The following is an 11,747-nucleotide window of genomic DNA, read 5'->3' on the forward strand; positions in this document are numbered from 1 at the left end:
TTTATTTTTCTAAAATTTCATTTTTTTCATTGACTAACACAATGCACGGCTTGTGCACATTCATTTCATCTTCATTCATGCTCGCATAAGCTAAAATGATCACCACATCGCCTATGGCTACCTTTCTCGCTGCTGCACCATTGACGCAAATTTCGCCCCTTTTTTTCCCTAAAATCACATAGGTACTGAAGCGTTCGCCGTTATTGATATTGACGATTTCTACTTTCATACCCTCTCTGAGTTTAGCGAGCTTGGCTAAATTTTCATCTATGGTGATCGAGCCCACATAGTTGAGGTTAGCATCTGTGATAGTCGCTCTGTGGATTTTGCTATAAAGCATTTCAAAAGTCATTTTCTTTCACCTTTTGTGCACGCTTGATTTCTTTTAAAACCAATTGATTGTTTTCCAACAAGCAAGCGATCTTACAAGGTTTTTTAAACGATTGTAAGAGCAGCATGTCGCTTAATTTTGTTTTGATTTCATGATAGATGATTTTTTTAATTTCTCTCGCCCCCAAAGTCGTTTGATAGCTCTTTTGCACGATAAATTTCACCGCTTCTTTATGGAAATTTAAGGTTATACCTTGCTCTAGCACCAAAGCTTTTAACTCATTCAATTCCACCCAAACAATGCGTTCAAAATCCTCCAAACTCAGCGCTCTAAATGGCACAATCGCATCAATCCTGGAGCGTAATTCAGGGGTTAAAAGCTCTTTAATGGCTCTATCATACTTAGTGTTTTTAGCACTAAAAAACCCTAGCGTATCCTTATCCTTACTCCCCACATTTGAAGTCATAATCAATATCACATGTTTAAAACTCGCTTTATTGCCTAGATTATCGCTCAAAGTGGCGTTATCCATCACTTGCAACAACAAATCATACACATCGGTGTGGGCTTTTTCTATCTCATCTAAAAGCAACAAACAATGCGGGTGTTTTTTGATCGCATTCACCAATAACCCCCCTTGTTCAAACCCCACATAACCGCTAGGGCTACCAATAAGCTTTGCCACGCTATGGGCTTCTTTGTATTCGCTCATGTCAAAGCGTTCAAAATGCAAACCCAAATTCAAGGCCAATTCTTTAGCCAACTCTGTTTTCCCCACCCCACTAGGTCCCACGAATAAAAAGCTCCCCACAGGCTTATTTTTAGAAGAAAGCCCACAATGTTGGATTTTAATCGCATTACTGATGAGATTGATCGCTTGTGTTTGGGCGACAATCTTATTTTTTAGCGATTTTTCCAAGTTTCTTAAAAGGGCTTTTTTATCGCCACTCAAACGCATTTTAGGGATTTTAAGCTTTAGAGCGAGCGCTTCTTGCACATCATCAACGCTGATTTTTTTACCTTTTTTGGGGTTAATCTTTTTCCTTGATCCCACCTCATCTAGTAATTCAATCGCCTTATCCGGCAAAAATTTATCATGTATGTAGTAACTCGTCAAGTCCACGCATGCCTTAAACACGCTCTCATCATAACGCACCTGGTGGTGCTCTTCATAAAGGGGGGCAATCTTTTTTAAAATCAAATAGCACGCTTCTTTAGTGGGCTCTTCAACTTTCACTACCGAAAAGCGCCTGTTTAAAGCCTTGTCTTTTTCAAACACGCTACGGTATTCTTCAAAAGTGGTCGCCCCCAAACATTTCAAACTCCCATCCGTTAAAAGCGGTTTTAGCATGTTTGCTGCATCTAAAGTCCCTGCACTACTGCTCCCTGCACCTAAAAGGGTGTGGATTTCATCAATGAATAAAATGACACGACCGTTTTGTTGGATCTCTTTAATCGTTTTTTTCAGGCGTTTTTCAAAATCCCCTCTGTACTTCGCCCCAGCCACCATTAAAGCTAAATCTAAAGAATAAATTTCATATTCTTGCAAAAATTCTGGCACTTCTTTGTGGGCGATTTTTAGGGCTAAAGCTTCAGCGATAGCGGTTTTGCCTACCCCTGCTTCGCCAATTAAAAGCGGATTATTTTTTTTGCGGCACCCTAAAATTTCTATGACCCTTAAAATCTCTTTTTCTCTCCCAATGACCGGATCTAAAGCGTTATCTTGGGCTAAAGCGCTCAAATTTTTAGCGTATTTTTTTAGGGCGTTATTTTTGGGCGTTTCCTCTTGGTTGGCGTTCGTCTCGCTAGAAATATCAAGATCCAATAAAGCAGACTTGAAATACAAACGAGTGATGCCAAAACTATCCATGAGCTTCGAAGCGTAGCAATCGGCGTATTCTAGGATAAAAATCAACAATTCTTCCACGCCCACGCTCTCTAAATAGCTCACACGCAGTTTTTTAAACACCCTTGCTAATACGGGGCTTCTGTCTGGGACTTTGGTCGGATCATTTTTTAAAGGGATATATTGTTGCAAATAGTCTTTAAGGATTTGCCCCATTTTGTGGTATTCATCTTCTTCTAAAGTGTTAAAGATCCTTACCCCAATCTCATGCTCTAATACGGCTAATAGCACATGCTCTGTGGTGCAAAGGGCATGGTTGAATTCTAGGGCTAAATCTAAAGAATGGGATAATACCTCATTTAAATCTTTATTGAATTTATCCATTATCTTATCTCTTGCACCATTAATCTTAAAGGGAATTTTAACGCTCTGGCTTTATCCCTCACGCATACCGCTTTATATATGGCAATTTCATAAGGATAGACGCCACAAACCCCATCGCCATTATGGTGGATGCTTAACATGAGATCTTGGGCCTCTTCTAAAGACTTGTCAAAAACATCCCTCAAAGTAGAGATCACAAACTCAGCTTTCGTAACAGGGTCATTGAGCATGATCACTCCTGACATGGTGGGGATGGGTATTTTATAGATTTTCATGCTATTTGGCGATCATTACAGAGATACTAGATTGCTCAACCAAACGGTTTTGGTTTGAACTAAACAAACGATACAACAAATTAGACTCACTCGCTCCGATCAACAACAAATCATAATCCTTCTCCATCTCTAAAACCACATCCACTAAATCACCACTTTTTAAAACGCTCTCGCATTCTATATTTTCCTTTTTGAAAGCGTCTTCAAATTGCTTTAATAAAATTTTAGCTTTTTCTTCTTCTAAAGCTTCTGTTTGGCCATAATCCATCATCCCACTTTCGCTATAAATAAACACTTCCATGCTCACATGCAACAAAGTAAAACGAACCTCTTTAAGCGAATGGGCGAACTTGATAGCGAACTTAATGGCGTTATAACATTCTTGCGTGTCACTAATCCCAAATAAAATATTCATAAGACCAACCTTACATGAAGTTTTGATATTATAGCAAATAAACCCTAATTACCGCTGAAGTTTAAAGCGCTACAATCCCAATAATAAAGCATTAAAAAGGTTAAACCATGCTCTTTATCAGTGCGACTAACACCAATGCCGGCAAAACCACTTGTGCCAGGCTATTAGCCAGATATTGCAATACTTGTGGCGTTAAAACCATTTTGTTAAAACCCATTGAAACCGGCGTTAATGATGCGATTAATCATTCTAGCGATGCGCATTTATTCTTACAAGATAACCGCCTTTTAGACAGCTCTTTAACATTAAACGACATTTCATTCTATCGTTATGGTAAAGCTTCAGCCCCCCTCATCGCCCAACAAGAAGAAGATCCAAACACCCCTATTGATACCCATCATTTAATCCAACGCATTCAAAAATTCACAAAAACTTATGATTTAGTCATCGTTGAAGGGGCTGGAGGGTTATGCGTGCCTGTCACTTTAGAAGAAAACATGCTGGATTTAGCCTTGAAATTAAAAGCCAAAACGCTTTTGATTAGCCATGACAATTTGGGTCTAATCAATGATTGTTTGTTGAATGACTTTTTATTGAAATCCCATAAAATGGATTATCAAATCGCTATCAATTTAAGAGAAAATAGCACCGCTTTTAATAGCATTAGTTTGCCTTATATTGAGCTTTTTAATGAGCGATCCAATAACCCCATTGTGATTTTTCAAAAAAGTTTAAAAAACTTAATGGATTTTACTCTTAAATAAGGAGCGGATAGAACGCACGCTGATAAAAAAGCCCCCAAGCAGTAAGGCGTATAAAATCCAGCTAAAAATGGGTTTTGAAATTTCAGCACTCTCTTTTAAGGGCTTTATAAAAATCGTATTAGGGAACATATCAAGCATGTTGATCCGCCAACCATAGTATTCAATCTCCACTTGCTGGTTGGCTAAACTTTGAGCGAGAGCTGTAATATCAGCAGAGTTGAACTTGAAATAAAAAGGGAAGCCAAAGCGCGTGTCTTCGTTGCGATAGACTTTCACGCTTTGCTTGTCTTTAGGGTCGTAAGTTTGTATGAAATAAACATCTCTAGTGGGGCTTTTTAGCGTCTTATTGGGCGTGTCTTCATTCATCCTTTTGACTTCCACCCCACTAATGACAGCCGTGCTATAATGGGGCATGCAATAGCTCACCACGAGCATGAGTGCTAAAAAGATTATCGTTACAAGGGATAAAACCACATTACGCACTACTTTTACCAACTTTATTCCTTAATAAAAATATCAGCCCTAACGCTCTTTATTTTTTACATGTGTTCGATCATCACGCTAGCGAATTCAGAGCATTTGACTTCTTTAGCCCCATCCATCAAACGAGCGAAATCATAAGTCACTTTCTTGCTCTTAATCGCTTTTTCCATAGCAGAGACAATCAAATCAGCCGCTTCCACCCAACCCATATGCCTTAACATCATTTCTGCACTCAAAATAATAGACCCCGGATTGACTTTATCTAGCCCAGCGTATTTAGGGGCGGTGCCATGGGTGGCTTCAAACATGCCCACTGTGTCGTTAAGATTAGCCCCAGGAGCGATCCCAATGCCCCCTACCATCGCCGCTAGTGCATCAGAGATATAGTCTCCGTTTAAATTCATGGTCGCAATGACGCTGTATTCATCCGGGCGCAAAAGGATTTGTTGCAAGAACGCATCAGCGATCATGTCTTTAATGATGATTTCTTTACCGGTTTTAGGGTTTTTCAAAGAACACCATGGACCTTTATCAATGACTTGAGCGTTAAACTCTTTTTGAGCGAGCGCATAGCCCCATTTCATGAACGCCCCTTCAGTGTACTTCATGATATTGCCCTTATGCACAAAAGTTACGCTTGGCTTGTCGTTATCAATAGCGTATTCAATCGCTTTTCTTACCAATCTTTCTGTGCCTTCTTTACTGATGGGTTTTACCCCTATGCCACTGCTTTCAGGGAAACGGATTTTTTTAACCTTTAGTTCGTTTTGTAAAAAATGGATGAGTTTTTTCGCTTCCGTGCTGCCTTCTTGCCATTCAATGCCCGCATAAATGTCTTCAGAATTTTCTCTAAAGATCACCATATCCACTTTTTGAGGCTCTTTAACCGGACTTGGACTCCCATACCACCTTACTGGTCTCAAGCACACATACAAATCCATTTTTTGGCGTAACGCCACATTTAACGATCTAAACCCCTCACCAATAGGCGTGGTCAAAGGCCCTTTAATAGAAACTTTATAATGGTTGATTGCTTCAATAGTGTCCGGTAAGAGCCATTGCTCTTCTGGGCTTAATTCCTTATGATCTTTAAATTTTTGATAGCATTTTTCGCCTACAAACACTTCATACCATGCGATTTTCTTCTCGCCCTTGTAAGCTTTTTGAACCGCACTATCCACCACTTTAATCATCGCTGGGGTAATATCCGATCCAATGCCATCGCCTTCAATAAAAGGGATAATAGGGCAATTTGGCACATACAATTTGCCATTTTTAATCGTAATTTCTTCGCCCTCTTTAGGTTTTTCTAAAAATTTAGGGTTGTAAGCCATCTCTCATCCTTTTTTATAAATTTAGGTGATTATACTAGCATAAAAACATGACTTAACCCTTAATCAAATCTTTTAATCTTTTTTAGAGGCGTGTTTAAAAGTAGCGTTTAGAAATAACTTGAAAAAACGAAATGTTTTTAAAAAAATATTTAATTTTTTGGCTTATAATTTATCATTCATTCTGAAACTTTAAGGAAGTCAAATGTCTGTTACTTTAATCAATAATGAAAATAATGAACGCTACGAATTTGAGATAATTGAATGCACCCGTGGACCTAAAGCGGTGGATTTTTCCAAGCTTTTTGAAACGACTGGGTTTTTTTCTTACGACCCAGGGTATTCTTCCACTGCCGGTTGCCAATCCACCATAAGCTATATCAATGGTAAACAAGGCGAATTGTATTACAGAGGGCATAAAATAGAAGATCTAGTCGCCAAATACCAATATGTAGATGTGTGCAAATTGCTCCTTACAGGGGAATTGCCTAAAAATCAAGAGGAAAGCCTAGAGTTTGAACTAGAATTACGTCACAGAAGTTTTGTGCATGAAAGCTTACTCAACATGTTTTCAGCCTTCCCCACTAACGCCCACCCTATGGCAAAACTCTCTAGCGGTGTGTCTATTTTATCCACTCTTTATTCCACGCACCAAAACATGCACACTGAAGAAGATTACCAAACGATGGCAAGAAGGATCATCGCCAAAATCCCCACTCTTGCGGCTATTTGCTATCGTAATGAAGTGGGAGCACCTATTATTTATCCGGATATTGCACGCTCTTATGTGGAAAATATCCTTTTTATGTTGAGAGGTTATCCTTATAGCCGCTTAAAACACACCACCAAAGGCGAAGTCGAAATCACGCCCCTAGAAATAGAAGCCTTTGACAAGATTCTAACTTTACACGCCGATCACAGCCAAAACGCCTCTTCTACCACCGTAAGGAATGTCGCTAGCACCGGCGTGCACCCTTATGCTGCAATTAGTGCGGGGATTAGCGCTTTATGGGGGCATTTGCATGGCGGAGCGAATGAAAAAGTCCTTTTGCAATTAGAAGAAATCGGCGATGTGAAAAATGTGGATAAATACATCGCACGAGTGAAAGATAAAAACGACAGCTTCAAACTCATGGGCTTTGGGCATAGGGTGTATAAGAGTTACGATCCGCGTGCCAAAATCCTAAAAGGCTTGAAAGATGAATTGCATAAAAAAGGCGTTAAAATGGACGAAAGGTTAAGCGAAATCGCCGCTAAAGTGGAAGAAATCGCCCTAAAAGACGAGTATTTCATTGAAAGGAATCTCTACCCTAATGTGGATTTTTACTCCGGCACAATCTTAAGGGCTTTAAAAATTCCGGTGCGTTTTTTCACGCCGGTTTTTGTCATCGGCAGAACCGTGGGTTGGTGTGCACAACTTTTAGAGCATGTCAAAAACCCTCAAGCCAAAATCACGCGCCCAAGACAGGTTTATGTGGGGAAATAACCACTACCACAAAAAGGGGGGGGTTAACCCCCACAATTTAACAATCCACCAATAAAAAACTCAATTTGATAAACAAAAGTCAAAAACCGCTTTTATTTGTTTAACATTTGTTTAGAAATACCACAAAACTTTTTTTGAAAGGGCAAAAACGCCCCATTATTTTAAAAAACCCATTAATTTAGAGTATATTAAGCTTGTGATATGGCTTTACTTAAATTCTTGCAAGACTTCTTCACAAAACAATTTTATTCCAAAAAGAATATTTATGAAAAAACCCTATTACTCTCTATTCATTGCTCTTAAACGCTGAATGCAACGATTATTTTGTAAGCATTGGCTATCAAATCGGTCAAGCCACGCAGATGGTTAAAAACACCGGCACGATCAAAAGGCTTTCAGACACTTATGAAAATTTAAACAACCTTTTAGATCGTTTCAACAAATTGAATTGGGCAGTCACTAACGCTAGCAGTACCACTAGTATCAATGGCGCGATCAACAATCTCAATGAAGGCGTTAAAAATCTAACCCAAAACACCACCTCTTCGCCCGCGTATCAGACGGTGCTTTTAGCTCTCAATTCTGCAGTGGCGATGCGGCAATTCGTCGCTCCCAATATTTGGCTACGGAAACAATGGAAACACTTTTCAAAACACCTCCGCTAGGACGACTAACTGCAACCGCACTCAACATGTAGGGGTTCAAGGTACTCTCAAAACCGATGAATCCAAAAAGATCAATGAAGCCTACCAAAAGATCTAGGCGGTTTTAAAACAAGGGATGAGTGCTTTAGGAACAAATGGTAACGCTGAAGTCACAGTGGATACGCTAAAAAACGGCTCAGGTAGTAGTGGTAGCGGAACAAGTGCAGACCAGAAAGTCAAAAATGACGCTCAAACCCTACTCACCAACGCTAGCACCATCATAGACACACTTAAAACCCAATGCCCATGGCTAGAAACAAGCGATGGCGGTAAAGCATTTGGATAAACTAGCACGAGTGGGGCAGTGTGTAGTATCTTTAAAAACACTTCAGATAGCATCACAACATGATCGCTAACGCCAATAAAGTCGTGAACCAAACTAAAGCCCTTAATAGCACACAAGAAAGTCAAATCCAAAACCTAGGCCAATTCAACCCTTTCAACACTAACGAGACAGCATTCGCTGACAAAATGCTCCAAAAACGCTTGATATCCCAATCAGCGCTCCTCAATCTCGCCACTCAAGTGGCGAATAATTTCAAAAGCATCAATTCCTTGCAACAACACTACATGCAAACATGCCTAGGAGGCGTTGGTGGGGTTGGTCATAACGCTAGGTATTCAAGCTGCGCAAAGCTTGCATCCACTTTAGGCACTTTAGAAAACACCGTGGCTTATTATGGCGATCAGATCAATTGGGCTGAAACCATCGCTAACACGCTACTCAATTTCTCTAACAGCGTTGATCCTTTGCAAAACACCTATAATTTCAACCAAAACGCTTACAATCAAATGCAAGTGCTGCACAACAATTAGCCAACAACCCTTTTAGAAGCGTAGTAAGGATTAGCTCTCAAAACAACAACGGTGCGATGAATGGGATCGGTTTTCAAGTGGGCTATAAGCAATTTTTTGGCAAAAAGAAACGATGGGGCACTAGATATTATGGCTTTGTGGATTACAACCATGCCTATACCAAATCCCAATTTTTCAATGCCGCTTCTGAGGTTTGAACTTATGGCGTGGGCACGGACGCTCTCTATAATTCATCAACGACAAAGCCACCAACTTTTAGGTAAAAACAACAAGCTCTCTGTGGGGGTTTATGGCGGTATCGCAAAGGTACTTAACACGATTATCCATAAGAATGCTCGCCATGATAAAGAATTTGATAAATCCCCAACCAAACGAATTTAAAAGTCTTTTGGGGCTTTTTTCCAGCGGTGTGTTTTCATCTTTGATTTAAATATAGCATGGAATTGCCTATATCTTCAGCGTTTAAAATATCAGAGTTGAAGCATTTTAAGATTCCAACCAATTCCTTTTCTTTGCTCGCTTTTCGTAAATTTTGCAACGCTTTAAGAGAATTGAGAGCGGGCAACTCTATGGGAATAAATGCGGCGTTTTCTTTATAGATTTGAGCGATTTTATCTAAATCAGAATGGATTGAACCAGAATTGTGCGTTTCGCTTTCATAAGTTAGAGTCATTGCCTTGGGATAAAGAGAGGGGTTGTAGAAAAATTGCAGTTGTGGTTTAGCCTTTAGCTGGTTGTTTTGATTGATAAGGTTTGCCATGTGATCGTTATCATTTGCATAGGTGTGGTATTGGATAGTAAGAGGGATAGTGGCATGCTCAAATTCAGTGCGGATGCTAATAAGATTAGCAGTGTTCCCTTGGTAAAAAAGGTTTTTAAGTTGTCGTTATTGGGTTTGATTTTCCTAAATTCACTAACAAGTGTGGCATGTTCAGGGGGAAGACTGACTTGATTGATAAGAGGATCACAAAGACCTGTGTTGATGTAAAGGGCTTCTAAAAGATTGGTTTTGCCCATATCGTTTTGACCGGTAAAAAAGTTGATGGGTTTAAAACTTTCCATTTTAAGGTGTTTGAAATTTTTGTAATTTTCAATCTCTACGCTTTTAATCATTTAAATTCGCCTTTTAGTTCGCTTGATGCCGCTTATTGGCGCATCGCTTTCATTTTATCTTAATTTTATTTAAAGCCTTTGAGATAGGTATTTGATCGCATTCAAATAGCTTTTATTGTTCGCTTTGTTTTGATAAGCAATATCAAATGCAGTGCCATGGTCAGTGGAAGCACGCAAAATAGGGGCGTTCAAACTCACATTGATGCTCTCATCAAAATAGAGTGCCTTTAAAGGGGCTAACCCCACATCATGGCTCATGCTCACATAAAAAGGCGTTATTTGGCGCTTATTGGGGGCAAAAGCGCTATCAGCCGGCAGTGGTCCTAGAAAACATTCAAAGCCTAGCGTTTGGTTACTCTCTTGAATGGCTTTTAAAATCTTTTCATCTTCTTCTCCAAACAAACCCTCTTCGCCCGCATGAGGGTTAAAACCACACACTTGAATAATTTGAGCTTGAGTGCTTTTTTGAAACGCCAATAAAAACTGGACTAACGCTTTTACTTGAATGAGTTGAGAAACCGCCCTTAAAGGCACATGGTCGCTAAATAGTCCCACAAAGAGTTTAGGACACCCAAGCATCATAATGATTTGATGCTCTTTGTAGCGTTGTTTTAAAAAATCGGTATGCCCCACGAAAGGGATTTGAGCTTGTTGCCATGCGAGTTTATTGATAGGCATGGTGCAAATGCTATCCACTTCTTTATCATCTGCTAACTCGCAAGCTTTTCTAAAACTCTCAAAGCTATACGCTCCGCTTTGAGCGCTGACTTTGCCTATCGTGCTAGAGTTGAATGAAGGTAAGGGGGAATTTATAGCGATAGCATTAAGCGGCTTTACTTCATAAGCGTTAGTAAGTAATTGATTGGCTCGCCCTAAAAGTTCGCTATGAATGAGATACAATGGCTCACAAAGCACGCTCACTTCCTTATGGCTTTTTAAAATCAATTCTAAGCCTATACCTTGAATATCCCCACAACTGATCGCAATTTTCTTTTTAACCATTTTAGCGTTTAATGAGTTGCGCCATTTCTAAAATCGCTTTTTCTAAGCCCACTAAAACCGCTTTTGAAATCACGCTATGACCGATATTAAGCTCTCTTAAAGAAGGGATTTTTAATAATTCTTTCACATTGGAGTAATTTAACCCATGCCCTGCACACACCATAATACCCATAAAAAACGCTTCCTTACTCATCTTCCTTAATTGCAAAAAGGCGTTGTGTAATTCTTCTTTCAACTCTTTAGGGCTTTTTTCTTTGAGCGCACTAATGGCATGGATTTGATTGTTAGCGTTAGAATACAAGGCGTTGTGCAAATTCGCATACACGCCGGTATGAAACTCCACTTGTTTGACTTGATGCTCTCTTGCAAAATGCAAAGCGTCTTCTAAAGGATCAATGAATAAAGACACTTCAATGCCTTTGTTTTGATACGCCTTAATAGTTTCCCCTAAACCCTTTAGAGAACAATCCAACCCCCCCTCTGTCGTAACTTCGTTTCTATTTTCAGGCACGATGGTAACCTTACTTGGCTTATTCTTTAAGGAGCATAAAAAATCAGTGATATGAGCATTAATAGAGCATTCAATATTAATAGGTAAAGGGCTAATCTCAAGCAGTCTCAAAACATCTTCATTTTGAATGTGTCGTTTGTCTTCTCTCAAATGGATAGTGATTAAATCCACTTTATGGGTGTTTTTAGCGATGAATAGGGCTTCTAAAATCTCAGGCTCGTAAGTTTTCCTCACTTCTCTTAAAGTAACAATATGATCAATATTCAATCCAAAACGCATGGCTATC

General features: G+C 39.5%; 12 protein-coding genes and 2 pseudogenes. 5 read left to right on the plus strand and 9 right to left on the minus strand.

Annotated elements, in window-relative coordinates:
• Position 1: 1 nt before the first annotated feature.
• The 4 genes from panD to DYI00_RS06440 are packed head-to-tail and all read right to left on the minus strand — an operon-like array spanning position 2 to position 3,251.
• Positions 2–352 (minus strand): aspartate 1-decarboxylase, encoded by a 351-nt coding sequence (gene panD / locus DYI00_RS06425; protein WP_041600152.1) that lies wholly within the window; start codon positions 350–352, stop codon positions 2–4.
• Positions 342–2,561, minus strand: a complete 2,220-nt coding sequence (locus tag DYI00_RS06430) for an AAA family ATPase (RefSeq protein WP_011577031.1) — start codon at positions 2,559–2,561, stop codon at positions 342–344. The genes panD and DYI00_RS06430 overlap by 11 nt, the downstream gene beginning before the upstream one ends.
• Complete coding sequence (locus DYI00_RS06435) at positions 2,561–2,836, minus strand: ATP-dependent Clp protease adaptor ClpS (RefSeq protein ID WP_011577030.1); 276 nt, start codon at positions 2,834–2,836, stop codon at positions 2,561–2,563. Before DYI00_RS06435 ends, DYI00_RS06430 begins: the two co-directional genes overlap by 1 nt.
• Position 2,837: 1 nt before the next feature.
• Positions 2,838–3,251, minus strand: coding sequence for a universal stress protein (locus DYI00_RS06440; RefSeq protein WP_011577029.1), 414 nt, complete (start codon positions 3,249–3,251; stop codon positions 2,838–2,840).
• A gap of 107 nt (positions 3,252–3,358) precedes the next feature.
• Here DYI00_RS06440 and bioD point away from each other — a divergent pair, with 107 nt between their 5' ends.
• Positions 3,359–4,015: a dethiobiotin synthase gene (gene bioD / locus DYI00_RS06445; RefSeq protein WP_011577028.1), complete on the plus strand. Its 657-nt coding sequence runs from the start codon at positions 3,359–3,361 to the stop codon at positions 4,013–4,015.
• Here bioD and DYI00_RS06450 read toward each other — a convergent pair.
• The gene (locus DYI00_RS06450) at positions 3,992–4,510 is read right to left on the minus strand and encodes a DUF1523 family protein (protein WP_011577027.1); all 519 of its coding nucleotides are present in this window, start codon (positions 4,508–4,510) and stop codon (positions 3,992–3,994) included. The genes bioD and DYI00_RS06450 overlap by 24 nt on opposite strands.
• Positions 4,511–4,554: 44 nt before the next feature.
• Positions 4,555–5,832: an isocitrate dehydrogenase (NADP(+)) gene (icd, locus tag DYI00_RS06455; RefSeq protein WP_011577026.1), complete on the minus strand. Its 1,278-nt coding sequence runs from the start codon at positions 5,830–5,832 to the stop codon at positions 4,555–4,557.
• Between the two features lie 202 nt (positions 5,833–6,034).
• Here icd and DYI00_RS06460 point away from each other — a divergent pair, with 202 nt between their 5' ends.
• From DYI00_RS06460 to DYI00_RS08920, 4 genes and pseudogenes are all read left to right on the plus strand, one after another.
• Positions 6,035–7,315, plus strand: coding sequence for a citrate synthase (locus tag DYI00_RS06460; RefSeq protein WP_011577025.1), 1,281 nt, complete (start codon positions 6,035–6,037; stop codon positions 7,313–7,315).
• Between the two features lie 293 nt (positions 7,316–7,608).
• Entirely contained in the window at positions 7,609–7,980 is a 372-nt protein-coding gene (locus tag DYI00_RS06465; RefSeq protein WP_011577024.1) for a SabA family sialic acid-binding adhesin, read from the plus strand.
• 115 nt (positions 7,981–8,095) lie between these two features.
• Positions 8,096–8,305: a SabA family sialic acid-binding adhesin gene (locus DYI00_RS06470; protein WP_011577023.1), complete on the plus strand. Its 210-nt coding sequence runs from the start codon at positions 8,096–8,098 to the stop codon at positions 8,303–8,305.
• A 476-nt stretch (positions 8,306–8,781) separates the two neighbouring features.
• A pseudogene (locus DYI00_RS08920) lies at positions 8,782–9,085 on the plus strand (outer membrane beta-barrel protein); the annotation flags it as partial.
• A gap of 53 nt (positions 9,086–9,138) precedes the next feature.
• On the opposite strand, the pseudogene DYI00_RS06480 reads toward DYI00_RS08920, so the two are convergent.
• The 3 genes and pseudogenes from DYI00_RS06480 to pdxJ form a co-directional block, all read right to left on the minus strand.
• Positions 9,139–9,948: pseudogene (locus DYI00_RS06480) on the minus strand (AAA family ATPase); the annotation flags it as partial.
• A gap of 69 nt (positions 9,949–10,017) precedes the next feature.
• Entirely contained in the window at positions 10,018–10,950 is a 933-nt protein-coding gene (pdxA, locus tag DYI00_RS06485) for a 4-hydroxythreonine-4-phosphate dehydrogenase (RefSeq protein WP_011577018.1), read from the minus strand.
• Position 10,951: 1 nt separating this feature from the next.
• Positions 10,952–11,740 carry a pyridoxine 5'-phosphate synthase gene (gene pdxJ / locus DYI00_RS06490; protein ID WP_011577017.1) on the minus strand — a complete coding sequence of 263 codons (789 nt, stop codon included), beginning with the start codon at positions 11,738–11,740 and terminating at the stop codon, positions 10,952–10,954.
• Positions 11,741–11,747 lie beyond the last annotated feature (7 nt).

The sequence above is a fragment of the Helicobacter acinonychis genome, assembly GCF_900461455.1.
GTDB classification, from domain to species: domain Bacteria; phylum Campylobacterota; class Campylobacteria; order Campylobacterales; family Helicobacteraceae; genus Helicobacter; species Helicobacter acinonychis.

Bases quoted from the DNA above. Each gene is read 5' to 3' on its own strand.
- panD (WP_041600152.1), bottom strand. From the start codon at position 352: ATGACTTTTGAAATGCTTTATAGCAAAATCCACAGAGCGACTATCACA.
- DYI00_RS06430 (WP_011577031.1), bottom strand. From the start codon at position 2,561: ATGGATAAATTCAATAAAGATTTAAATGAGGTATTATCCCATTCTTTA.
- DYI00_RS06435 (WP_011577030.1), bottom strand. From the start codon at position 2,836: ATGAAAATCTATAAAATACCCATCCCCACCATGTCAGGAGTGATCATG.
- DYI00_RS06440 (WP_011577029.1), bottom strand. From the start codon at position 3,251: ATGAATATTTTATTTGGGATTAGTGACACGCAAGAATGTTATAACGCC.
- bioD (WP_011577028.1), top strand. From the start codon at position 3,359: ATGCTCTTTATCAGTGCGACTAACACCAATGCCGGCAAAACCACTTGT.
- icd (WP_011577026.1), bottom strand. From the start codon at position 5,832: ATGGCTTACAACCCTAAATTTTTAGAAAAACCTAAAGAGGGCGAAGAA.
- DYI00_RS06460 (WP_011577025.1), top strand. From the start codon at position 6,035: ATGTCTGTTACTTTAATCAATAATGAAAATAATGAACGCTACGAATTT.
- DYI00_RS06470 (WP_011577023.1), top strand. From the start codon at position 8,096: ATGAGTGCTTTAGGAACAAATGGTAACGCTGAAGTCACAGTGGATACG.
- pdxA (WP_011577018.1), bottom strand. From the start codon at position 10,950: ATGGTTAAAAAGAAAATTGCGATCAGTTGTGGGGATATTCAAGGTATA.
- pdxJ (WP_011577017.1), bottom strand. From the start codon at position 11,740: ATGCGTTTTGGATTGAATATTGATCATATTGTTACTTTAAGAGAAGTG.